Annotated in this window: 22 protein-coding genes, 1 tRNA gene and 2 pseudogenes; 15 read left to right on the top strand and 10 right to left on the bottom strand. The window is 56.0% G+C overall.

What is annotated here, in order from left to right:
* Nucleotides 1-453, top strand: a 453-nt coding sequence (locus C451_RS03955) for a ZIP family metal transporter (RefSeq protein WP_007737934.1), incomplete at its 5' end; no start/stop codon positions are given.
* 365 nt (nucleotides 454-818) lie between these two features.
* On the opposite strand, the gene C451_RS23995 is transcribed toward C451_RS03955, so the two are convergent.
* Both C451_RS23995 and C451_RS22520 read right to left on the bottom strand, forming a co-directional pair.
* On the bottom strand, nucleotides 819-944 hold the full coding sequence (locus C451_RS23995) for a hypothetical protein (RefSeq protein ID WP_275039314.1): 126 nt from the start codon (nucleotides 942-944) through the stop codon (nucleotides 819-821).
* On the bottom strand, nucleotides 941-1,156 hold the full coding sequence (locus C451_RS22520) for a hypothetical protein (protein WP_206536674.1): 216 nt from the start codon (nucleotides 1,154-1,156) through the stop codon (nucleotides 941-943). Before C451_RS22520 ends, C451_RS23995 begins: the two co-directional genes overlap by 4 nt.
* A 143-nt stretch (nucleotides 1,157-1,299) precedes the next feature.
* Here C451_RS22520 and C451_RS03945 point away from each other — a divergent pair, with 143 nt between their 5' ends.
* Nucleotides 1,300-1,830: a transposase gene (locus C451_RS03945; RefSeq protein ID WP_275039316.1), complete on the top strand. Its 531-nt coding sequence runs from the start codon at nucleotides 1,300-1,302 to the stop codon at nucleotides 1,828-1,830.
* A gap of 346 nt (nucleotides 1,831-2,176) precedes the next feature.
* Here the strand turns inward: C451_RS03945 and C451_RS03940 are convergent, their stop codons facing one another.
* Nucleotides 2,177-3,577, bottom strand: a complete 1,401-nt coding sequence (locus C451_RS03940; protein WP_007737929.1) for a permease — start codon at nucleotides 3,575-3,577, stop codon at nucleotides 2,177-2,179.
* A 401-nt stretch (nucleotides 3,578-3,978) separates the two neighbouring features.
* On the opposite strand from C451_RS03940, the gene C451_RS03935 reads away from it, so the two are divergent.
* Nucleotides 3,979-4,551, top strand: coding sequence for a DoxX family protein (locus C451_RS03935; RefSeq protein WP_007737928.1), 573 nt, complete (start codon nucleotides 3,979-3,981; stop codon nucleotides 4,549-4,551).
* A gap of 334 nt (nucleotides 4,552-4,885) precedes the next feature.
* Here C451_RS03935 and C451_RS03930 read toward each other — a convergent pair whose 3' ends face one another.
* Nucleotides 4,886-5,752 (bottom strand): universal stress protein, encoded by an 867-nt coding sequence (locus tag C451_RS03930; protein ID WP_049912860.1) that lies wholly within the window; start codon nucleotides 5,750-5,752, stop codon nucleotides 4,886-4,888.
* Nucleotides 5,753-6,587: 835 nt separating this feature from the next.
* Here C451_RS03930 and C451_RS22860 point away from each other — a divergent pair.
* The 8 genes and pseudogenes from C451_RS22860 (at nucleotide 6,588) to C451_RS24540 (ending at nucleotide 10,858) form a co-directional block, all read left to right on the top strand.
* Complete coding sequence (locus C451_RS22860) at nucleotides 6,588-6,758, top strand: DUF7560 family zinc ribbon protein (protein WP_007737924.1); 171 nt, start codon at nucleotides 6,588-6,590, stop codon at nucleotides 6,756-6,758.
* A 90-nt stretch (nucleotides 6,759-6,848) separates the two neighbouring features.
* Entirely contained in the window at nucleotides 6,849-7,310 is a 462-nt protein-coding gene (locus C451_RS03925; RefSeq protein ID WP_007737923.1) for a pyridoxamine 5'-phosphate oxidase family protein, read from the top strand.
* A 97-nt stretch (nucleotides 7,311-7,407) separates the two neighbouring features.
* Nucleotides 7,408-8,043, top strand: a complete 636-nt coding sequence (locus C451_RS03920) for a helix-turn-helix domain-containing protein (RefSeq protein WP_049912858.1) — start codon at nucleotides 7,408-7,410, stop codon at nucleotides 8,041-8,043.
* 66 nt (nucleotides 8,044-8,109) lie between these two features.
* Nucleotides 8,110-8,625: a winged helix-turn-helix domain-containing protein gene (locus tag C451_RS03915; RefSeq protein WP_007737921.1), complete on the top strand. Its 516-nt coding sequence runs from the start codon at nucleotides 8,110-8,112 to the stop codon at nucleotides 8,623-8,625.
* A complete protein-coding gene (locus C451_RS03910; RefSeq protein WP_007737919.1) occupies nucleotides 8,622-8,828 on the top strand; it encodes a hypothetical protein in 207 nt (68 codons plus the stop codon). The genes C451_RS03915 and C451_RS03910 overlap by 4 nt, the downstream gene beginning before the upstream one ends.
* Nucleotides 8,829-9,174: 346 nt before the next feature.
* Nucleotides 9,175-9,696, top strand: a complete 522-nt coding sequence (locus C451_RS03905; RefSeq protein WP_080503481.1) for a universal stress protein — start codon at nucleotides 9,175-9,177, stop codon at nucleotides 9,694-9,696.
* A gap of 206 nt (nucleotides 9,697-9,902) precedes the next feature.
* Nucleotides 9,903-10,256, top strand: a pseudogene (locus C451_RS24545) (universal stress protein); the annotation flags it as partial.
* Nucleotides 10,257-10,429: 173 nt separating this feature from the next.
* Nucleotides 10,430-10,858: a universal stress protein gene (locus tag C451_RS24540; protein WP_241431174.1), complete on the top strand. Its 429-nt coding sequence runs from the start codon at nucleotides 10,430-10,432 to the stop codon at nucleotides 10,856-10,858.
* 135 nt (nucleotides 10,859-10,993) lie between these two features.
* On the opposite strand, the gene C451_RS03895 is transcribed toward C451_RS24540, so the two are convergent.
* From C451_RS03895 to C451_RS03885, 3 genes and pseudogenes are all read right to left on the bottom strand, one after another.
* Nucleotides 10,994-11,077: transfer RNA gene (locus C451_RS03895), tRNA-Ser, on the bottom strand.
* A gap of 178 nt (nucleotides 11,078-11,255) precedes the next feature.
* Nucleotides 11,256-11,702 (bottom strand): DUF2267 domain-containing protein, encoded by a 447-nt coding sequence (locus C451_RS03890; RefSeq protein WP_007737914.1) that lies wholly within the window; start codon nucleotides 11,700-11,702, stop codon nucleotides 11,256-11,258.
* 253 nt (nucleotides 11,703-11,955) lie between these two features.
* Nucleotides 11,956-12,547 (bottom strand): annotated as a pseudogene (locus C451_RS03885) (IS6 family transposase).
* 304 nt (nucleotides 12,548-12,851) lie between these two features.
* Here C451_RS03885 and C451_RS03880 point away from each other — a divergent pair.
* From C451_RS03880 to C451_RS03865, 4 genes are all read left to right on the top strand, one after another.
* A complete protein-coding gene (locus C451_RS03880) occupies nucleotides 12,852-13,604 on the top strand; it encodes a proteasome assembly chaperone family protein (RefSeq protein WP_007737910.1) in 753 nt (250 codons plus the stop codon).
* A 345-nt stretch (nucleotides 13,605-13,949) separates the two neighbouring features.
* Nucleotides 13,950-16,673, top strand: coding sequence for a cation-translocating P-type ATPase (locus tag C451_RS03875; protein WP_049912864.1), 2,724 nt, complete (start codon nucleotides 13,950-13,952; stop codon nucleotides 16,671-16,673).
* Nucleotides 16,674-16,857: 184 nt separating this feature from the next.
* A complete protein-coding gene (locus C451_RS03870; protein WP_007737908.1) occupies nucleotides 16,858-18,429 on the top strand; it encodes an ABC1 kinase family protein in 1,572 nt (523 codons plus the stop codon).
* An 84-nt stretch (nucleotides 18,430-18,513) separates the two neighbouring features.
* Complete coding sequence (locus C451_RS03865) at nucleotides 18,514-18,939, top strand: CBS domain-containing protein (protein ID WP_049912855.1); 426 nt, start codon at nucleotides 18,514-18,516, stop codon at nucleotides 18,937-18,939.
* Nucleotides 18,940-19,007: 68 nt separating this feature from the next.
* On the opposite strand, the gene C451_RS23255 is transcribed toward C451_RS03865, so the two are convergent.
* The 3 genes from C451_RS23255 to C451_RS03850 all read right to left on the bottom strand — a co-directional run bounded on the left by C451_RS23255 (nucleotide 19,008) and on the right by C451_RS03850 (nucleotide 22,266).
* Nucleotides 19,008-19,235 carry a hypothetical protein gene (locus tag C451_RS23255; RefSeq protein ID WP_007737901.1) on the bottom strand — a complete coding sequence of 76 codons (228 nt, stop codon included), beginning with the start codon at nucleotides 19,233-19,235 and terminating at the stop codon, nucleotides 19,008-19,010.
* Between the two features lie 280 nt (nucleotides 19,236-19,515).
* Nucleotides 19,516-20,334: a universal stress protein gene (locus tag C451_RS03855; RefSeq protein ID WP_007737900.1), complete on the bottom strand. Its 819-nt coding sequence runs from the start codon at nucleotides 20,332-20,334 to the stop codon at nucleotides 19,516-19,518.
* Between the two features lie 117 nt (nucleotides 20,335-20,451).
* Nucleotides 20,452-22,266: an SLC13 family permease gene (locus C451_RS03850; protein WP_049912854.1), complete on the bottom strand. Its 1,815-nt coding sequence runs from the start codon at nucleotides 22,264-22,266 to the stop codon at nucleotides 20,452-20,454.
* Nucleotides 22,267-22,495 lie beyond the last annotated feature (229 nt).

Raw genomic sequence — 22,495 nt, 5'->3', positions numbered from 1 at the left:
GTCCACTCCTTCCCCGAGGGAGTTGCTATCGGGGTTTCGTTTGCCGATGTCGGTCTGGAGGGCGGTGTCACGATGTTCGGTCTCGTCGTGCCCGTGCTGGCCGTGTTCATGACGATCGCGATTTCGATCCACAACATTCCCGAGGGAATCGCGATCTCGATCCCGCTCCGATCGATGGAAGTGAGTGAGTGGCGGATGGTTGGCGCAGCAGTGTTCTCGTCGTTGCCTCAGCCGATCGGTGCGGTGATCGCGTTTGCATTCGTTTCGTGGGCACGAGGATTCTTGCCGTTCGGATTCGGGTTCGCTGCTGGGGCGATGATCTACCTCGTCATTACCGAGTTCATCCCCGAGGCGCTACAGATCGGTGCCGGACTGGACGGTGATGGCCATCGCGAACTGGCTGCTGGCATTCTTAGCGGCATCACGTTGATGCTGCCGTTGATGGCGATCTAAGTCGTTATCTGCCGGCACACGACTCATACGTGTGTTGTAAACTCCGTGGCGTTCTCTTCGACGACGATGGCGGCTACGAGTCGGCCGAACAGGCCAGCAGCGAGGAACACCTTGATTACCAGGAATGGGGGTACCTCGATTCCATCGCAGGAAGACTATGGCCGGGTGTGGGATTTCAACCACACCAAGATAAGGTATGACGGTAGTGACGCCCCGCTCCGACCACTGGGAGAGGCTCACGAATGGGGTGTGAACTGGGACGAGGACCAAGGCACGGGCGAATACCTCAACTCCTACACTATTCCTGTTTCGAGTATTTGAACCCCACCCACTAACCGCCTGTTCGACGTACTGAGCGCATGAGTTCAGCAATCAGCGCTCCGGCATTCGATGGCGGTGTGGAGAACCGTGTCGTTGATGGATTTACCTCGCTGCTCGACGAAGTCGACAGCGAGGAAATCGTCGCTCGGTATGAGATTGGCTTCACTCAAACCGAATCGACTTTCTTGAACACGTCAAAATCGGTCTCCGGTTGAGCATCGCTGATCCGAACACACTCGAAGACCTCGCTCAACAAACTGATGTCTACGCCGATCTCGAACCAATCAGCAAGGGTCACTGCTCGAAATTGACCACGCGTCGCCCTGCCCAAGCGGTCGCCGAACTGGCGACCGCTGTCCTTGAGCATCCCTCTCTGTATCATTCTGCGGGAGTCGCTCGCAAACACCTTGAACGCTTCCGTGACCGCCAGATCATTGGCTGCGATGCTACACGTCTCCCACTTAGAACGGCGCTCGTCGTCGACACCGCCGCGACGAGCTCGTTGTTCGTCCGAAAGACGGTGGCATAGAACTCCATACTGCCGCCCGGCTCGATCCAGCCATGAAGCAACCACTCAGCACGTTCGTCACCGGAGCGAACTATCCCAAGTCGGACGCATTTCCTGTCCTCGCTGGCGACGCCGGGGTCCACGAGGACCTCGACTCAGCGATCTTCGTTTTCGACAAGGGCTACGTCCACTACGGCCGGTTTGCTAGTATGAAGAACGAAGGCATGGACTTCGTCACGCCTCTCAAAGACAATACAAAACACGAAGTCGTGGACACGCTCCACGACTTCGAACACGAGCAGTCGGACAGCGAGGAGGTGAGAGTTATTGATGAAGACATCGAACTGGGAACCGTGGGACGGGAGTATCAGAAAGTCACCGTCATGCACGACGACGATGACGATGAGGTCTACCTCACGACACTCTCTTCCGACGAGTTCGATGCCCTGGAGGTGGCGTTGATCTACGGCGTTCGGTGGCTGATCGAAATCATGTTTCGTGAACTAAAACAGTACACGAACATTCAGCGATTCACAGTACAAAGTTGAATGGCATACTTTTCGAGCTGTACTGCACGTTGCTCGCGTACATTCTCGCTGACTATTATCGACGCCAGTATCCAGTCCGCGGCGGAATGCCGCGGACGTTCCGACTGATCCGCAACTACTGGAATCAGCCACTCGGTGAGTACGGGTAGCTACCGACGAATCCGATGCGTTCGCCGCCGCTCACGAGCGGCGGATCCGGGAAGTTCATCTGAAAATTCTGTTCTGCAGTCAGCTCATACATTGATGTTGATCTCAGCAAACCGTTTTTCGATCAGATCCAGCTGATTTACCTGTCTGAGATTGTGGATCGCTGGGGTAGCTACAAATACTCGAAACAGGAATAGTATTAGTCATGGTCGTGAGCCTGCCCGCCAGTCTGTGTGGCAACCGGCTGAACGTCGGTGTAGTCGTCGGGATTGTTTTCGAACACGCGCTTGCAACTCGCCGAACAGAAGTGGTACGTCTCATCATCGTAAGTGGCGGTTGGATCGTCCTCGTCGGTCTGCATTCCGCAGACCGGATCTCGGTACTGATCTGGAGCACCGAGACCGCGCCGATAGACGTAGAAGAGGAATCCCGACAGGGCGAACGCGATCAGGTTGAGATAGAACGTGTAGTTGAGTTCGAAGTACGTCTGTTCGGTTGCGGTCTGGCCGCCGGCGAGGTTCGGAATGATGGTGAGGGCATCGAACAGCTCCTCCATGAGAAATCCGGAGAAGGCCATCGTCACGAAGAACACGCCGAGGATGTAGGCCATCACTTTCCAGCCATAATACTTCCGATAGACGTTTAGCACAGGAATCGTGACGAGGTCGGCGTAGACGAACGCGATGACGCCGGCGAAACTGACGCCGCCGCCCCAGAGCGCGACGGCAAACGGAACGTTGCCCATGCTGCCGACGAAGCTGATGACGGCGATCGCCACGCCCATGATCGCGTTTTCAGCACTAACGAGCAGTCCGTCACCCTGTAAAAAGAGTGCGTTCCAGACCCACTGTGGCACGAACACGATGACGAACCCCGAGATGAGAAAGCCTGCGATGACGTCCGTCCAAATCATCGACCACTCCTTGCGATACTGGTTGCCGAGTTTGTACCAGCCACCCCACGAGAGCAGTTCGTCGCGCCAGCCACCGCTGCTGGCCATCTCTTGCTCGTAGGTCTCCATACAGCCTGCCGAGCAGAACTTCACAGTTTCGCCGCCGTCAGTCACGAGCGAATACTCGTCTTTGCCCTCCATCCCACAGGTCGGGTCTTCGGTGACACCTTGCTTGCTATCACGCTGGGTGAGTTCCGCTCGTACATCCTCGAAGAGATTTTCAGGGAGCGTCAGATGAACGATTAGTGCCATGACGGCGATGAGGACGATACCACCGAGGAGTTCGGCGACGAGGAACTCCCAGCCGAGCAACAGCAGGATCATCAAGCCGAGTTCGACGATGAGATTCGTCGAGGCGAACATGAACGCGAGGAAGTTCACGACGTGAGCACCCTTCTTGAACAGCCCTTTACCGATTGCGACAGCGCCGAAACTACAGCCGCTACTCGCAGCACCGAACAGCGTCGCTTTCGTGAGGCCTGAAAGGTCACCCTCACCGAGGACCTTCGCCATCCGCTCTTTGGAGACGTACACTTGGACGAGGCTGGTGATGACCAACCCCATAATGATCGCCCATGCGGCGACCCAGAGGAACCCGAGGCCGATGCGGAGCGATTCGAGAACGTTATCGATGAGCGTCGTCGGCATAGTTCGAATGACGTAGACATCATTTTTGTCGATTGCTACTCAGAAACCGAAGAAAGAGTGACGCTATACTGTGGTATCGAATACAGCCCCAATCGATTCGGCGATGATACAAACGAAAACTGAGGGAGTATACACCAAAAATAAACACGGTACACTATCAACATCCTCTATTTGAAGGTGATTTCGCCTATCGAGAGCGAGCAAGCGATCACTATTGAGTCGATATAACCAACATTGTTTGCGGGGACTATTTGAATCGCAAATTCTGTCTATCTTGGTTTCAGCCGGATTTTCATGGCTCCACAACCCCCTGTTTTGGTTCGAAAGTTGACGGTGATATCACTCCAACTGTGAAAGCCATAATTGTAATAAATCTCCGATACGACAGTAAATATTGTATCATGTCGACGACGAATACGCTCGAAACGGAGATATTGAATCGTTCGGTGAGCTTCGACTATTCCGAGCAGTGGGTCGGCTACTCGCTGTTCCTGCTTCGGATCGTGATGGGATGGACACTCTTTCAGGGTGGAATCACCAAGCTCATCACATATCTCGATAGCGACCCAGCGAACAACTGGACTGCTGCCGGGTTCTTGACAAGTGCAGTTCCTGAGGGGAACCCACTGATGGACTTCTGGGCAAGTATGGCCGGCAGCCCGCTCATCGACTTGCTGAACATGTGGGGTCTTACGCTGACGGGGCTCGCGCTGATTCTGGGCGCGTTCGTCCGTTTCAGCGCGTTCTGGGGAGCAGTGATGATGCTGTTTTACTGGCTGGCGGCGCTGAGTGGGGGTCTCATGGCGGGTCTGCCGATTGCCCACGGCTGGGTTGTCGATGACCACCTCGTGTATGCGGCCCTGCTGTTCGGTTTGGGCGCGTTCGGTGCCGGGCGAATTCTAGGCATTGATGCGTACCTCGAACAACTCGGTGTGGTTCAATCCAATCCGTGGCTCCGGTATCTATTGGGGTGAGCGGCCCGTTGTAACTTGCTCTCTTCGGCGCAACAGGAGACGGGACAGCGCTTGACTTTACAGGCTATCGATGCCGGTCACGAGATTCACGCATTCACCCGATCCGTATAAAAGCTACAACGGAAACGTGAAGTCAGGGTTATGAAGGGAAACATGATTGATTCCGGTTAGTTCGTTCTGGGGTTGCTGTAGGTGTTGGGCTACCGCTTCGGCGTTTCGTCAATGCCGTCCGCTACTGAAAGACGGGCACTCGCCAGCCCGCTATTTTCAATTTGAGGTATCTGTCTGTTTTTCACCGACCACGATATTCGATATGCTCCGGCTATCCGTGGTACTATTGGACCGTGAGCACGGGGACGTCGCTCGTTCTGACGGTGCGCGTGGTCACGCTCCCAACGAGGTAGCGTTCGAGTCCCGTCCGACCGTGCGTGCCCATCGCCACGAGGTCGATCCCTTCGTTTTCGACATACGCTTTGATGGCGCGATAGGGCGTACTTTGCTTGACTTCGGTAGTAACATCGATACCGCGGCTTTCGGCTGCTTCGGCGACTTCGGTGACCGCTCGCTCGCAATCGTCCTTCCACGCCTCAATGATGGAGGCGACGTTGTAGGAACCGGCAAATGAGCTCACATCCACGACTGACAGTACGTGGACGGTGGCGTCGTATCGTTCGGCGATGGCCAATCCATGATCAATGGCAGCACTCGCGGCATCACTGCCATCGGTCGGAATTAGCACGTTGTCGTACGATGAGCGCTCGTCCGGTGCAGTCCGTGTGGTGAGCACGGGGACGTCGCTCGTTCTGACGACGCGTTCGGTCACGCTGCCGATGAGAATCCGTTCGAGTCCCGTTCGCCCGTGTGTCCCCATCGCCACCATATCGATATCGTGCTCGTCAGCGTCATCAAGTATCGCTTGATGGGGAATGCCGTGTTCGATTGACGATTCGAACGGAACGGTGTTTTTGGCGGCAAGGTCTTCGAGCGGGCGAAGGTTGTCTGTCGCTTCCTCAATTAGTGCGTCACGTTGGTCATCCGCCAACGAGTCGAATTCAGCGAAGTCGGTGCTATACGAGTGTTCGTTGACGACGCTCAGAAAGCGCACCTCGCTATCGAAAGCACTCGCAAGGTTCAGCGCGTGGCGCGCCGCGGCGGTTGCTCCTTTGCTACCGTCAGTGGGGACAAGTATACTGTCGTACATTATGCGTTGGTCTCGTTTTTCTCTTGCATTGATTGTCTTTCGCCATTCAGTATTGGTAGATGTGATAGCATGTCGAATAATCCTGGGCGATGACTGCCGACAGTCATACCGCCGATTTCGTTTCTGTAAATGTTCGATTCGCTGGCAGTTTGATTTGCTATCATTAGTTTTCCTCCTATAGGTGAACCAATGGGAGCGGACGTCATATACCTCAAAGGTGGTTCCCAGCAACTGAGAAGCGATAGGGATTATAGCGATATCACTTGGCATACAATGGAGAGTATCATAGAATTTTTCAAATGCTTTACTAGGTGTCTGAGAAACAATATCTGAGAAGCAGCCAGTATTGTCGCAATTCAGAGCCAGCGGTAGCGGGTCTCTCGACCGATACACGAAAACCATTCAACCGTTCTATGACACCCTGATACAATGATGGACTGTGTTGAATAAGAATGGTGTCGAGCAGGGGGAGCGTACGCTATCCAAACATTCCTAAAACATCATTTTCGCAGCGATCGATCGTGGTGATGTCTCAGCTATGGAGGTGATGAACCCACCATAGGACTCTGGCGGTGGTGAAGAATGGGTCTCACGGTCTAACTCAACGAATCTCGATCAAGCACCACCGTATAAAGTACCATGAATGTCAGAAATAATATTGAACTGAATCAGTGTGGAATGTACTTGCACGGAAAATCGAAGTCAGGCAGTTCAGGGTGTGTAAAGACTTCTGCACCACCGCCTAGGACTCTATCAATTCATTCTAGTTCGCTGTTCTCATAGGCTTGGAAATAGAGGAACGGTATTTAGTAGGGACGATGTAGAATTGGAGACAATGAGTAGCGAAACAGGAGCGGAGTACGCCTTCCTCTGTCCGGCCTGCGGAGAATCTCTGGAGGTGAACGACTCGATGAAACAGGCGCTCATCCAGAAGGGGTGTATCATCTGTGGAACTACCGTCACTGACGGGGCGTTCACGAGAATCTCGTCCCCGGATTCCCCATGAGTTCCCGGCTTCTATCGGTTTTCCTCGCTGTGGACCGTCGGTCACAGACAGGCTTTTCCGGGCGACTCTTGTCCTTCGTGGCACGAGAAAATGCCTCTGGACCAAGAAACCGAACTGGCAAAGGGGGAAACGGATTCGCTTCTCAGCCACCACGAGACGGGAGTATTGGCCCTCGGACGTGAAAACGAGCCGTATGCCATTCCGATCTCATATGGCTATGATGCAGACGAGCGACGGTTCTATCTGCGGTTGGTTTCGACCCCCCAAAGCGAAAAGCGCCAGTTCTTGGCATCCTCGCCTCGTGCTCGCCTCGTCGTTTACGAGGAGGACGATCCCATCTATCGGAGTGTCGTTGCCAGGGGGACCCTTGAGGAAATCCCGGAAGATGAGATAACTGTCGAACATATCGAACAGTACGGCGAAGCCAAGCGCCCACTGTTCGAAATCTGGGGCGAGTCACGGCGAGACCTCGATGTACGATTGTACGTCTTCGATCCGGTCAAGTTGAGCGGTCGTCGAATCGAGATCGATCGTGAGAACAACCGTTCGTGATCTGGTCCGTGTGGCATGTTCGCCGGAACGACCCGCTCTTTGCCCTTCGGAAATGAGGCCCAGTATTGATGTAATGTCGTAACGAACGTGCCCATTCATGCCGTCTGGGATTCGAGCCACAGTGACGTTCGCTACGCCGGATATCTGTCCGATCGTCGAACTCTCGAAGACGGCAGAAACAACTATCGATTCGGTGGCGACAAACGTCTGCCCGGCCGATTGTACGGAAAGCGTGACGGAGTTTTCGATGGGCGCGGCCTACGATCCCGAGATGGATATCACGCCGATTTTCTCCCATGGGTCCACACACCGATATCGGCTCAGCCATGACGGCGAGGGAAGCTGTCCGTGCGAATGCCTCGGAAGGTTCGGGTGTCCCACCGCCCGCTACGTCGCACAAGACGGTGAACTGACGATTGTGTTCCATGCGGCTGATTACGAGGAGTTGCAGGATATCGTGGCCGAACTTCGTGAACGCTTTCCGAACATGGATATCGAGCGGTTCATTCGGTCACCAGCGGGAGAGCACTCCCGAGATAGTGTCTTAGTGGACCGAAGCAAACTCACGGCTCGCCAGCTCGAAGTGCTGGAAACTGCCCACGAGATGGGGTATTTCGATCGACCCCGACAAGCCAATGCGAACGACGTCGCCGCGGAACTCGATATCAATCCATCGACGTTCAGTGAGCATCTCTCGGCAGCGGAAACGAAAATCTTCGGTGACCTTCTTTGAAGAGCCTTTACCTATAGAGGGTTCGTACAGTTTTGCCCATCCAAGGGCTGCGATTCGCTTCCCTCGTTGGGTGAGAACAACACGAGCCTGTTCGCTTCGGCCTTAAATACCTGCCCGGATATTGTGGCTTTGGATTACTCCCTGCGGAGGATGATAGAAGTATCCATGAGCCAGTCATCGATGGGCTCTTCGGGGCTCCGAGATCCCGAATGGACGACGGACAGCGTGATTGAGGCCGAGGAGACCATCACGGCCCTTCTCGGTTCGCTTGACGATACCGATTGTCGTGAGATTCTCGATGCAACCAGCGAAGCACTCTCTGCGAACGAGATCGCGGAGGTATGTAATCTCCCGCTTTCGACGACCTACCGCAAGCTCGATCTGCTCACCGATGCGGGGCTACTCGAAGAACGAACGCGCGTTCGTCAATCCGGCCACCACGCTAGTGAATACTCTCGAATCATCGAAGACATCACTATTTCACTCGGTGCTTGCGGGGAACTGGAGCTGGAAGTATCACACTGCGAGAGATCTGACCGACTTACATCTTCGCCTCGGAGGACGAGGGAGGAAAGGCGATGACGAAGCAATCCGACCACACCGAGGATTTCGCTGCTCTATTCGAGACCGTTACCGGACAATCAACGATTACTGAATACCAACAGACCGACTCCTCCAAAAGGTTCGGTGAACCTGAGGAAGAGAAACACATCTCGAACTATGTCGATGCTGCGGCAATCGATAACGGGTTCGAGGATGTCATTGAGGAACCGGAGGTGGTCTAGTTTTCTGGTCATATGATAGTCTAAATATGACGGTCAGATGTGAACAGGGCCGTCCGGACCTCTTAGAGCGAGCCAGTACTGCCGAGAACACGAAATTCTACCAGCTCCAATTCGAAGAGCAAAGCGGTATCAAACACCTTGGGCTTCCGTCCGGGTTTGCGAACGGGGGTACGACCGACGAGAACACAATCGAATGAGGCAGCGATGTGTGGCACCGAACCGCTGTCAGATATTTCACAATCGACAGCAATCTCGGCCCGAACGCTCCGATTCCCCTCTGACTGGGAACCTGGAGTGGCTATTTGTTCGCCCTCGGCGTAGATGACGGTGGAAAAACCGTACGACAATATCCTGCTGCCGACGGACGGAAGCGAGGGGGAACCGACGGGCAATCGACCATGCTATCGAAATTGCCGACAAAGTCGACGCGACCGTTCACGCACTTCACGTCGTCAACACCTCGGAGTGCGACGGGTTGAAGCGGTCGGCCCTCGACTCGCTCGAAGCAAGCGGGACGAACGCGCTCGAACGCGTCGAAGACGCGGCATCCTGCACCTCCGTCGAGATCCAAACCTATTTCGAACACGGTAACCCCTACCAGAAGGTCCTTACCGCCGTGGGCGATGTCGATGCGGACGCGATCATTATGGGAACGAGCGGTCGCACGGGTCTCGATCGCGTGTTGCTCGGCAGCGTCGCCGAACGCGTCATCCGTGAGGCGACGGTTCCCGTGACGACTGTTCGGACCGTCGACGAACCGATGACGATCGACTCACCCAAAGCGGCGGTCGAACACGCCGCGGACGCGCTTACCGACGCCGGCCACGAACCGGTCGAAGTGGTCACCGTTGAGAATGGTGGCGGCTAATTGGCCAAGTGGATGCGTGGAATTCACTGACGAACGGAATGCCGGTCGTAAGGCGTTCTTCGATATCGTGGCGAGGAATTCGCTTCGATTGAAGACAGGAACGCCGGCCGAAGAGCCGCCGACACAGTACCGTTCCAGTCTCCCGAAAACCGGTAGCGTCGGCTTGCTGGGGAATACTTAACACATGACAGGTGGTAAGATACGGTATGTTTGAGACGATTCTGCTCCCGACTGACGGGAGCGAGGGAGCGAGCGCCGCTGTCGATCATGTTCTCGACATCGCTGCTGCCCACGACGCGACGGTACACATCCTCAACGTGGCGGACACGACGCGGGACAGCGTCGTACAGATTCGCGGCGACGTCGTCGACATCCTCGAAGAGGAGGGCGAAGGGATCGTCAGCGACGCCGCCGAGCGCGCCCACGAGCGTGGCGTCGCTGCGGTGACGGAGGTTCTTCGGGGGGAGCCATACAGCACGATCCTCGATTATGCCGAGTTGCGCGACGTCGACGTCATCGCCATGCCGACACACGGTCGCGGAGGTCTCTCTCGACTCCTACTCGGTAGTACCACCGAGCGCGTCGTCAGATCGAGCGACGTCCCCGTACTCACGATTCGACCGGATAGCGACGTCACGACCACCCATCCGTACCGGAACGTGTTGGTCCCGACTGACGGNTACTCACGATTCGACCGGATAGCGACGTCACGACCACCCATCCGTACCGGAACGTGTTGGTCCCGACTGACGGCAGCGACTGTGCGAGGGCAGCCCTCGAAACGGGCGTCGACGTGGCGCGCGAAGAGGCGGCCGGACTTCACCTGCTGTCGGTCGTCGACGTCACGAGCCTCGGGGCGGACGTCCGTGTCCAGATGCAGGTACAGTTCCTCGAAGAGAACGCCACCGAGATCGTCGAGGATGCCACGGCATTTGCCACAGACGCATCGGTCGAACCCGTCTCCGGGCTGGTCGCACTCGGGACGTCGATCCACGGCGAGATTCTTTCGTACATTGACGAGCACGATGTGGACCTAATTGTCGTCGGCACACATGGTCGAACTGGATTCGACCGGTACATGCTGGGTAGCGTCACCGAGAAGCTGGTGCGAACGTCGCCGATTCCCGTCCTGACCGTCCGACCGGCCAAAGCGGAGGCATAGCGTACGACATCTGGACTTCCCCTTTCGGCTCAACGTTCTAAAACGCGATATTGTATTGCTATTCCGTTTGATGGATACCGAACGTATTTGTAATGTCCATCGAGATGGCTGGGCGAATCTTTCATGAGGCAGATGCGGTGGGAGTGGGATTCGAACCCACGGGGCCTCTCGGCCACCTGCTTTCCAAGCAGGCACAATAGTCCGCTCTGTCACCCCACCACTCGCGGCGTTTGTTGGGACCGGACGAACAAGGGGACATCGCTGCTCACATCAACATTACGTAGCGTTGAGTAATGGAAGTGTTCACGAGGAAGGCGGGAATTCCAGAGAAGCACGTTCTGCCGTTTCAGGTGAACTGTTTGCATTCGTATAGTAGTTGTGATGTGTAGTCACAGGTCTATGACTCGCTTTCGGGCCGTGCTTGCTCGGTTTCATTCCAGCCACCAGCATCGACGATTTCAAAGAGTTTGCGCCAGTTTTCGTCGTCTTCGCTTTCGGGGAGTGAGTCACGCAGTTGCTGGAAGTCCGACTCCGGGACCAGCGTCTGTACGAAGTCGACGATGACGCGAGCGTGGTAGGCCGCGTCGGCTGGGTCAGTCTTCTCGATTTCACTGACCCGTGAGACAAACTCACTCCAATCGAAGCGCTGGCTGTGTTCGTTGACCGCTCCGGTGAGATACCATTTGATCTCCATCGGAAGCGACGCGGCGAGGTCGTCAGCGTGGCCTTCAGGAATACGTTTCCCCAGCGTCAGCAATGTCGCCCGGATCGCTCGTACTGACTCGCCAGTACCGGGCAGTTCGAGCCGGTGTTGGATCTCACCGATGAACTCGTCGAAATTCATATATGTGGATTATTGAACGGGGACAGTATCAATCTTGGCTTTATTCGAGGAGAAAATCGGATCCATAGAATCAAGTTGAACTGCATGGATCATCCCCTGCCCATGATTTGTAATTGCAACGACGAGCCGCAGACATAATAACACGTGCGTCTTTCGGTATCTCTCGGTCTCAGGTAGGAATGTGACTGTCGAACACGCAGTTGATATCAGAATATATTCTACTAACTCGAAGACATGAAATTGAGGGCAGTGTCTAGTTGAGAACCTCCTCGGCGGGTGTTCGTCCATCGAGCGCCTGATTCAGTCGGTCATGGTTGTAGTGATGCTTGAACCGTCGCAGCCAGCGCCTGCGCTGGCTGGACTCCCCCGCCAGAACGAGTGAAAGCGGTCGATTCGCATCGCCACGGTCTGAAGCAACTTCTCGGCGAGGTTGCACTCACTGTAATCGAGATGACCGCTCAACTCACGCCGAGCGAGAGCGGTCAGATACCCATCGGCGTCGACGAGGAACTCGGTATCTGAGACAGCGTGTTTAGTGGAGAGACGATGAAGGAACGCCGTCCTCAGAACGCGAAGCGTTCTGATGTGCTGTACGAGAGCTTCACTCTCGTGAACGTCGGCGGGTCAGCCTGGGTTTCCGAGAGCATATGCGTCCAGTTCCAAATCGCGCCGTGGGAACGGTCAACGCCAAGCCAGTTGAGGACAGCGACGATCTCCCGCAGCGACAGCCCCATCGAATGGAGACGCACCCCGAACACCCTGACGGGTGTCGGGGTGCGCTCATTCCCCCAAACCTCATCACAATCCACGTTCAACGTCTCTCTGAGCAGATCCGCGAGTTTCATGGATAGTACTCGTTACGGCCTGCTCATTCCTCAAGCCACCTCAACTAGACACTACCAAATTGAGAGATTATACAGTTACTTGAGCGATCGAGTAGAGAATATCAGTAAGCCCTCAGCGAAACAAGTTTCTCGTTTGGTAGTTCAAGAATGAGAATGAAAGAGAGCATTGGTAGGGAATAGTTCTCACATACATTGAACAATGTGCGAGCATAACTTGTTGCAGTGCCGAAGTTCGTTCTCACGGATTGAAAAACAGCAGTGGTGATAAGGACGTGATACTCGATAGTAGATTTGGTGTTGAGTGATGACTCAGAATCCGTCAACAAGTTTCGAACAGACCTCAGAACTACGGGCCGGAGCGCCGACGCTCATTGAAGGGCTTCCTGGATTGGGATTGGTTGCGTCGATTGCAGTCGACCAAATCACAAAGCAACTTGAATTAGATCAGTACGGAACCATTGTTTCGGACGATTTCCCGTCCGTTGCGACATTCGATGAAGGTCGGGTTCGTGACACAGTACGAGTCTACGCTGGGAAGGATCCAGCCGTAATGACTCTTCAAAGCGACATTCCTATTCCACCTGCCGCGGTTGATTCCCTGAGTCAGTGTGTCCTACAGGACTTGGGTGAGGAATTCGAACGAGCTGTGTTTCTTGCAGGCGCTCCTGCAGAATCTAAGGACGAAATCGGTGAAATCGTCGGCGTTGCCACGACGGACAGGTTGGAAACTGCTCTCACCGATTCGGGAATCACCCTGGCTGAGGGCTCGGGGGTCATCAGTGGCATTACCGGTGCCCTATTGGCTGACTGTTATCACGATAACGTTCCAGCGGCGCTGCTCATTGTGCGTTCAAATCCGTACATTCCCGACCCAACGGCTGCCCGTGCTATCGTTGAAGATGCTCTCGAACCGCTCGTCGAATTCGATATCGACACCCAGGAACTTCTTGAACAGGCTGAGGAAATTCAGGAACAGAATCAACAGATCGCGGAGCAACTTCAACAGTATCAGCAGCAACAAGGCCAGCAACCATCGATTTCGGGTATGTATCAGTAAGGGCCTGAAGACATTTTTACGCGTGTCTAATTCGTTCAATCTCGCTTCATATTTGGCGTTTAGCAGAGAATTCACACCCTAATACGCCATCACGGCGGTAGATCGATATTCGGATGCACAGGTGGGGAGGAAGAAGTGTCCACGAATTCTCGATGAACTGTGGCATTCGCGGACAACACTGGTGTGGAAGCAGCATCGAAGTATGGAGAACTGAATGAGCTCTCCGGTAGCGTTTTGAGTATCGCCCGTGTTTCCCCACGTAACTGTAACGTGCCGGTAAATCGGAGTTGGGCGAATTCCACGATAAAACCGGACCGTGTGCTCTTCAACAAACCTTTCGACAGTATGACTCGTTACGATTTGGACACGATTCGCTCGGAACCCTGGCACGCAACGCCAACTAACGAAATCTTCTCAGCCTTGGCAACCGACGAGAAGGGACTTTCGCCTGACGAAGCAGATCGCAGACTGTCGGAGTACGGAACGAACGATATCCACGACGCTGAACGAACATCGGTTCTCGAACTGCTTTTCTCACAGTTCCGTGACCCGCTCATCTATCTCCTTGTCATGGCAGCGCTCCTGTCGCTTGGTGTTGGGTTCATTCCCGGTGGTGAACCGAATTACACCGAGGCGGCGTTCATTGGCCTCATCATCGGTGCTAACGGGCTGTTTGGATTTATTCAGGATTATCAGGCTACTCGGTCTGTTGAAGCACTTCGTGAGCTCGCAAGTCCGGAGGCGACTGTCGTCCGAGACGGACAAAAACAGGTCATTGACGCAGAACAGGTCGTTCCTGGCGAGATCATTCATCTTGAACAGGGGGACGCGATCCCGGCTGATGCCAGAGTACTGACTGCTGACGAGTTGCGGACGAACGAGTCACCCCTCACTGGAGAAAGCACACCCGTCCAGAAAACGACCGGGACTGTCGACGAAGACACGTTGCTGGCCGAGCGCCACAATATGGTCTACAAGAACACGACCGTTGTAAAGGGTCGCGGGAGAGCGGTCGTCGTCGAAACTGGCATGGAGACCGAAGTTGGTGGTATCGCTACCCAACTCGGCGGAGCTGACGAGCAACAGACGCCGTTTCAGGCCGAGGTTGAACAACTCGGCAAACAGATCGGTGGGCTGGTCGTCGCGCTGATCGTCTTGGTCGTCGCTGTTCAATTTTTGTTTACCGCGACAGACCCGGTCGCAATTCTTCTCGTTGGGATCACCCTCGCTGTTGCGGGCGTGCCAGAAGGATTGCCCGCTGTCGTGACGTTCACACTGGCGCTGGGCGCACGCGAGATGGTCGACCGGAACGCGCTCGTTAGACGGCTCCCAGTCGTCGAAAGTCTCGGATCGGTCGACGTCATCGTCACGGACAAGACCGGAACGCTCACCGAAAGCCGGATGACAGTGACGCGGCTCTACGCTTCTGGTTCCGTCACAGATCTGTCCGACTCGACTGCGCAATCAGAAGGCGAAGTCCCTGAAAGACGACAGATCGATGATGACGGCAATGAGCGTTCCCGTTCATCAGTTACCCCGCTGTTACGATGTGGTGCTCTCTGCAACAACGTCGACCGAACGGACGATGAGTATCGAGGTGAGCCGACGGAGATCGCGCTCCAGCGGATAGCGGACGAGGCAGATATCGAGTCACTTGGTGAGCGGGTCCGTGAAATCAAGTTCTCCTCGGAGCGGAAACGGATGACCGTCCTCGTTGAATATGGAGAGCTGACTGCCTACATGAAAGGGGCACCAGAAGTCGTCCTGGATCGATGTGACTCCATCCTCGAAGATGGCGACGTGCACGAACTTACTGACGAAAAGCGCCGAGAAATCCTCGACCAAACGACATCATTCGCCGGGGATGCACTTCGGGTGCTGGGATTCGCGTCGAAAGCTATCGAGGATCCGTCTGCCGACGCGGATCAGATCGAGGACGAGATGGTGTTTCTCGGTCTGCAAGGGATGATTGATCCGCCCCGAGAAGAAGTCGAGGAGGCAATCTCTGACTGCCAATCAGCTGGCATCCGAACAATACTGGCAACTGGTGACAATCTCACTACGGCCAAAGCGGTCGGCGAGCAGATTGGACTGGATCCCGATGGTGCACACCCTGGCACTGACGTCGACGAACAGTCGGACGACCAGCTCACAAGAACGATCGAAGAGGTCGATGTCTTCGCCCGAGTGACGCCAGATCACAAGGTCCGTCTTCTGAACGCGCTCCAGGACAACGGACACACCGTCGTGATGACTGGCGACGGCGTCAACGACGCGCCTGCTCTCACGCAGGCGGACGTCGGGGTGGCGATGGGACAGCGCGGCACCGACGTCGCGCGGCAGGCGTCCGATATGATTCTGCGAGATGATAACTTTTCGACAATTCGTGATGCTATCCGGGAGGGGCGCGGCATCTTCGAGAACGTACGAAAGTTCGTCAACTATCTTGTCTCGACCAACACAGGCGAGGTGCTTGTCGTGTTCCTCGGCGTGTTATTTGGAAGTCTGCTCTTCCCGGGACAGTTTTCGGCGACGTCGAAAGCGTTGATTTTAACACCAATTCTAATCCTCTGGATTAACCTCGCTGCGGATACCCTTCCAGCACTCGCGCTCGGTGCCGATCCGCACGCGGACGGCCTCATGAACCGCCCCCCTCGCCCCACCGACGAAGGGGTGATCAATGCCCGCGTACTCGTGTCAATACTGACAATCGCCATCCTGTTAGCAGTGATTGGCTTGGGCATTTTCTTTTATGCCCTCGACCGCACGGGGTCGCTCCTCCGTGCTCAGTCGCTGCTGTTTACCTTCATCGTCGTTGTCGAGCTGATCCGCATTCAGGTCATCCGCTCGCGGTACGACCAGACGCTTCGCTCGAATCTGTGGCTCGTCGGGGCTATCGGCGTGTCGCTACTCGTCCATCTCGCAGTCCTGTATACACCGCTGCATGACTTCTTCCAGGTCGTTCCCCTCGCTCCTGTCGAGTGGGTGTGGATCGTAGTCGGATTCGTGGTGTTCCTCCTCCTCAACGTGGTTGTATCGCGGCTGAACACCCGAGTATTTGAGTCCTAACCGTCGGAGTAAGTGAAGATGATCATCTTTACGATCCAAGAACAGCCGTAAGTGCTTTGCTGGTCTAAAGAGGTGGATAGTTATACGAGGCGACACAACCACTCCTTCATAGACATATGTCATTCGTTCGAGGACGGACCGTATTGCCAGTTGATTATGACCAACCATTACTAACTCCGATAGGATGAACGGAGTGTTCCGCCGGTATCTGGTCGTTCTCTTCCGATTTTTGCCCTTCGCGCTGGCGTTTCTCCGTGATAGGCGGCGGTTCATTCTGTTCGGGTCACGAAGACGAATTGCTGACGAGACACATCGACAGCGAGCTGAACAGATTCGGGACACGATGCTCGAGCTTGGACCGGCATTCATCAAAGTCGGACAGGTACTCTCGACACGCCCGGACATCGTACCACCGATCTATGCCGACGCTTTTGGGACGCTTCAGGATGAAGTTCCCGAAGACGCTGGGGGAGATCCGAAGCAGGTCGTTGACGAAGAACTTGGTGACGAACTCGATCGGTCGACGCTCGAACCGATCGCCGGTGGATCACTCGCGTACGTATATACTGCCGACTATCGGGATGAGCGAATCGCACTGAAGGTGCGACGTCCTGGACTGAGACCCGTGATCGAACGTGATCTTCGGGTCGTCCACGGACTGATTCCGCTGGTGAGCCTCTTCGCGAGCGAACGCCAGCAATATTCGATCGAAAACGCTGCCGACGACTTCAAGGACATAATTTTGAATGAGTTGGATTTCGACCGAGAAGGGGCGATCATGGCCGACATCAGGGAAAACTTCGTCGACGATGATCGAGTCATCATCCCCGGCGTCTATGAAAACCTGTCCTCGGAGCGTATACTGGCGATGGAGTACTTGACCGGCCGGAAAATAACCGACGACAACGCGTTCGACGATGTCGACGTGACGCCACACGAGATGGCAACACGGATTATCGAGGTGTATATGGAAATGGGCCTCGTCGACGGAGTCTTCCACGCTGATCCCCATCCAGGAAATCTTGCTGTTACAGACGACGGCTGTCTGCTGCTCTTCGACTTTGGGATGAGTGAACGCCTTCCAGCCTCCGTTCAGGAGGACATCATCGGGCTCTATCGGGCACTCGTCCGTGGCGACGTGGATGACTTGGTCGACGCGCTCATTGCGCTCGACGTCCTCGAACCACACGTCAATCGTGCCGAGGTCGGTCGAGTTCTCGAACTCGTCATCGAGAATCTCGAAGGCCGATCGGAGATCACCTGGCGGATGATTATCACGGAGTTGACAACGATGCTCCGTGATTTCCCGTTTCGTATTCCGCCGGACGTGATGCTACTCATTCGGGTCGGGACCGTCGGTGAAGGAGTCTGTCGACAGCTTGATCCCGAGTTCGACTTTCTCGCGGTCGTGCGCTCATTTCTCGTCGAGCAGGGACTCATCGAGAGCGAGCTCGATGCAATCATCGAAGAGACGTGGACGGACATTCGCCGATCGCTCCCCGCCTTGGCACGAGCCCCGTCCCGATTCGATCGAACGTTGTACCGGCTCGAACGCGGCGAACTGGTCGTCCGTACGGAGCCAGTTGATGGACACGGGATGGGTAATCACGATCTCGGATATGCAGTACTCGCCGGAGCGCTCGTCGTGGCAGCAGCAATTCTGACGTTCCATGATCGACCGTACGAGCTCCCTGTACTTGCTGTCGCAGCCGGGTTTTTCTTCGTCTACTTCGTTCGGCGTCGGATGTCACAATGAACGCCAGGTATGATTCCAAGCTACTGAGAATGTCCCTCCCGTATATCCGACTAACCGACGAAAGTGCGCATGGAGGCAAGCACAATGCCAATCCAAGATCTTGCCCGTGAAGACACAGTGAGTGCCAGCCAAGAGACAGCAGTCTCCGAACTCGCTCAACAATTACGGGACGAGAACGTCGGGAGTGTCGTCATCACGAACGATGACAACAACCCGACTGGGATCGTCACGGATCGTGACCTGACAACGCGCGTGCTAGCAGAAGAAGCCTCTTCGACTGACCAGACTGCCGACGACATCATGTCGACGGATCTGTGTGTGGTGGGTCCCGACGCTGGCTTCTACGAGGCAGCTCAGGTAATGAGCGAGAATGGTGTGCGTCGACTGCCCGTCTGTGGCGAAAACGACGAACTCGTGGGTATCATTACTGCCGATGACTTGACCGAACTGCTCTCGGATGAAACCCAGCAGCTCGCATCGGTCATCCAGGCACAACGACCCTCGTACTGAAATCGGACCTGTATCGGGGAGAGGCACCAGCCCCGCCTCTCAAGGAAAGTCGTGGATCCGTTGAATCACTAGACGGCGGCGTGATGGGTCGGTAAATCGAAGAGTGTGAAGTGGGTGAGTAGCGTTTGCAGTAACCTTACCACCCACTTCACCGAAGAGTTCGTCTCGCTCACCAAAAGGTATTCCGACAATGCCGGCGAACCTGCCGCGCCAGAAAGCGGCGGCAGATCGATCTGCCGGTCAAGTTCGAACACTGCGACCGGGTGTACGGCATCTTCAGTTTCTCTGGGCGTCATCCGAAGCTCCGTCGGGGTCCTCGAGGTTCATTTCCGACAGTCGTTCGCCGTCGCCCGTAGCACCGCATACATAGTCGGACGGAACCGGTAGACGGTACCGAGCACGCCAACCGTTAGCGCGGTCACCAAAATCCTGACGAGCCCACCACCGAGGGCAGCCACCGTTCCCCGGCAGCGCCGCGAAGAGACAACAGAGATTCAACGTGCCGCCAACACCGAGTAATCGTCACGGAGGTGCCGCGCGTCCTCAGGACTCACGTGGGTGCGCGTTCGACCGAGGCTAGCCGGTGATGGTGACCGGTCGTTCGGCCGAGAGCATCACGTCCTGCGTGATGCTCCCCATGAGTACCTCCTGGAGCCCTGACCGCTTGCGCCCACCTATGACGATGCTGTCGGCATCGCGTTCCGCTGCCATGTCGAGTATCTTCCGGGCCACCTCACCCCCGATGGCGACACGTTCGACGGGAACCCCCTCGTCTTCGAGGGCATCGGCCGCTCCGACTGCCGCGTCGATCTCCTCGAACGTGTGGGGAGGGGCCCCTTTGTAATCCTGGTGGCGGAACACGACGAGAACCGTCGCTTCGACCGTCTCCGCCGCCTTGGGAAGCCCCGCAACGTACGCCGCTTGATGATGAGCGCGTTCAACGTCGGCGTCGACTGGTATCAAAACCTGTCGGATTCCTTCGCTGGGAACGGCCGTCTGGCTCGTGATGGTAACCGGCCGCTCAGCCGAGAGCATAACGTCCTGAACCGTGCTACCAAGAATCATACGAGAAACACCTGACTGCTTGCGCCCGCCCATAACGATTTCGTCGGCCTCAAGTCCCTCAGCGGAACGGACGATTTGGTCCGAAACGCCACCGACATCGACAGTTCGCATCACTGAGACGCCCTCGCCTTCGAGAATATTGGCCGCCCCGACGGCCGCGTCGATGTCCGAGAACTCCATCGCGTCAGAGTCGCTGAACTCATCGGGAGGCACCACGTACAGCACCGTTGCCTCGATGTCGTCGGCGGCGTTCGGAAGCTGTGACACGTACTGTGCTTGGTGGAACGCGCGTTCCTCACTTCTATCGACCGGAACGAGTACTCTGTACATCACGTTCGGTTATGGTGTTTATGAGACTATGAATCTGGCCAGTATTCCCACAGGACGATAACTGCTGAATTCAGGAATAGTGACGGCGAACCGTGGGTTCAGGGAGCCTGAGCAGATTTACAGTCCCCAGAACGCAGCGATCCCGAGGGTCGTTACGATAGCCAGGATCACCTGAAGCGGTCCGCCGACCCGGGCGTAGTCACTGAACGCGTATCCACCAGGACCATAGACGAAGAGGTTGGTCTGGTAGCCGACTGGCGACATGAACGCCGTGCTGGCGGCGAACGTGACTGCGAGGACGAACGCAAATGCGTTCGCGTTCAACCGGGTGGCTGCGTCGACGGCGACGGGAATGAGCAACACGACGCTGGCCTGGTTGCTGATGAGGTTGGTCATCGCAGCAGTCAGCAGATAGAACAACCCGAGAACGGCGATTGCGGGCAGGAAGTCAGCCGTTGAGACGACGAGCGTGCCGAGCAGATCAGCACCACCTGTCTCCGACAGCGCTCTGCCGAGCGGGATGACGCCAGCCAACAAAAAGATCACGTCCCACTGAACAGCATCGTACGCCTCTGCCGGTTTGATGATGCCGGTGACGAACATCACGAGGACGCCGCCAAGCGCTGCGACCATGACCGGAAGAATGCCGAGTGCCGCCAGCCCGACAACCGAGAGCACGACACCGACTGCGAGCGGAAGTTTCGACGACCGGAACTGCTGACGTTCGAGTTCACCAGCCACGATCACGTTCGGATCGTCAGCGAGTCGGTCAACAGTGTCTGAGTCGGATTCGATGAGGAGCATGTCACCCGGACGGATCCGATACTCGCTGAGACGCTCGTAGGCGGTTTCTCCCCCGCGGCGGATCGCGAGGACGACTGTTTGATACCGGTCTTGAAATACCGATGATTCGACCGTCTCGCCGACAAGATCGGAACCAGCGGTGATGACGATCTGGACAAGCGTTTGCTCAGGACCGAGTGTGTCGAGGCTCTCCGGGGGTGTGTCCCCCGGAACAAACTCGATCCCCTCCACGTTGAGTAGTGTCCGCAACGCGTCTTCCGTGAGTCGGATCGTGAAGGTGTCATCACTCTGGATGGTTCTCGACAGCGAGGGTTCTCGGTGATGATCGCCGTCACGGATGAGTTGGGTGACGTTCACTTCGAACTCGACCTGCTGAAGCGCTTCCTGGATCGTCAGTCCAGCGAACGTCGATTCGTCGCCGATGATGACCTCGGTGAGGAATTCCTCTTTGTGCGCCGTTTCGAGTTCACTTCGCGGTGTCACGTGCGACGGTGCGAGCCAGTACCCGACTGTCAGGAGGTACGCTGCTCCGACGAGGAACACGAGCAGGCCGAGGTGAGTGAACTCGAACATCGAGAACGCGTGCAGGGACGGGTAGTCGCTGGCGAGTCGGCTCATCACGTCGCTGGCCAGCAGGTTCGTCGACGTCCCGATGAGCGTCAGCATGCCGCCGGCCATCGAGGCATACGAGAGCGGGAGCAACAGCTTAGACGGCGAAGTTCCGTTCTCGTGGGCGAGGTCGCTCACCATCGGCAGCAGGATTGCGACGGCGGCTGTATTGTTGATAATCCCTGAGAGGGGACCGACGATTCCAACCGTCGCACCGAGTTGTTTGTGGACGTCCTCGCCGGTGTAGGACGCGACCGTCTTCTTCAGTCGCTGGATGACGCCCGTCCGGCGGACGCCTTCGCTCAGAATCATCATCGCGAGAATCGTGATCGTCGCGGGATTTGCGAATCCGGAAACGCCTGCACGCGGCGAGATGCCCGTCCATGGAGCCAATATCATGAGCGTCACCATAATGCCGAGTGCCGTGACATCGACCGAGACGGGCTCGGTGACGAACAAACCGAGAGCGACGAGAATAATTAGAAAGACGAGGTACGTCCCAACAGTCACTGCAGGCATCGATATGTACTGATATTATGACGGGAGGGGTGGATGTACCTGTCGACGAGTACCTCCATTGGCGAAGGAACCGTCTTCGGAGGTGGAAAATGTCATGTGCTGTGATGGACCTGGTCGATGACGTTGTATTTTCCCCTGAGAGAGCGTGTCATAGAAAGCGTCACGTGCGAGGTTGCAGGGTGTGGGAATTGTGTCCAACAACGCCCAGACCCTGCAAAACGTCACTTCT

Source organism: Halococcus thailandensis JCM 13552 (genome assembly GCF_000336715.1).
Classification (GTDB): Archaea; Halobacteriota; Halobacteria; order Halobacteriales; family Halococcaceae; genus Halococcus; species Halococcus thailandensis.
Note: the sequence above shows the minus strand (reverse complement) of the source record. Positions and strands in the feature narration are given on the sequence as shown.

Excerpts from the sequence above, each read along its gene's own strand:
- C451_RS22520 (WP_206536674.1), bottom strand. The coding sequence starts at position 1,156 with ATGATACAGAGAGGGATGCTCAAGGACAGCGGTCGCCAGTTCGGCGAC.
- C451_RS03940 (WP_007737929.1), bottom strand. The coding sequence starts at position 3,577 with ATGCCGACGACGCTCATCGATAACGTTCTCGAATCGCTCCGCATCGGC.
- C451_RS03935 (WP_007737928.1), top strand. The coding sequence starts at position 3,979 with ATGTCGACGACGAATACGCTCGAAACGGAGATATTGAATCGTTCGGTG.
- C451_RS03930 (WP_049912860.1), bottom strand. The coding sequence starts at position 5,752 with ATGTACGACAGTATACTTGTCCCCACTGACGGTAGCAAAGGAGCAACC.
- C451_RS22860 (WP_007737924.1), top strand. The coding sequence starts at position 6,588 with ATGAGTAGCGAAACAGGAGCGGAGTACGCCTTCCTCTGTCCGGCCTGC.
- C451_RS03925 (WP_007737923.1), top strand. The coding sequence starts at position 6,849 with ATGCCTCTGGACCAAGAAACCGAACTGGCAAAGGGGGAAACGGATTCG.
- C451_RS03920 (WP_049912858.1), top strand. The coding sequence starts at position 7,408 with ATGCCGTCTGGGATTCGAGCCACAGTGACGTTCGCTACGCCGGATATC.
- C451_RS03910 (WP_007737919.1), top strand. The coding sequence starts at position 8,622 with ATGACGAAGCAATCCGACCACACCGAGGATTTCGCTGCTCTATTCGAG.
- C451_RS03890 (WP_007737914.1), bottom strand. The coding sequence starts at position 11,702 with ATGAATTTCGACGAGTTCATCGGTGAGATCCAACACCGGCTCGAACTG.
- C451_RS03880 (WP_007737910.1), top strand. The coding sequence starts at position 12,852 with ATGACTCAGAATCCGTCAACAAGTTTCGAACAGACCTCAGAACTACGG.
- C451_RS03875 (WP_049912864.1), top strand. The coding sequence starts at position 13,950 with ATGACTCGTTACGATTTGGACACGATTCGCTCGGAACCCTGGCACGCA.
- C451_RS03870 (WP_007737908.1), top strand. The coding sequence starts at position 16,858 with ATGAACGGAGTGTTCCGCCGGTATCTGGTCGTTCTCTTCCGATTTTTG.
- C451_RS03865 (WP_049912855.1), top strand. The coding sequence starts at position 18,514 with ATGCCAATCCAAGATCTTGCCCGTGAAGACACAGTGAGTGCCAGCCAA.
- C451_RS23255 (WP_007737901.1), bottom strand. The coding sequence starts at position 19,235 with ATGACGCCCAGAGAAACTGAAGATGCCGTACACCCGGTCGCAGTGTTC.
- C451_RS03855 (WP_007737900.1), bottom strand. The coding sequence starts at position 20,334 with ATGTACAGAGTACTCGTTCCGGTCGATAGAAGTGAGGAACGCGCGTTC.
- C451_RS03850 (WP_049912854.1), bottom strand. The coding sequence starts at position 22,266 with ATGCCTGCAGTGACTGTTGGGACGTACCTCGTCTTTCTAATTATTCTC.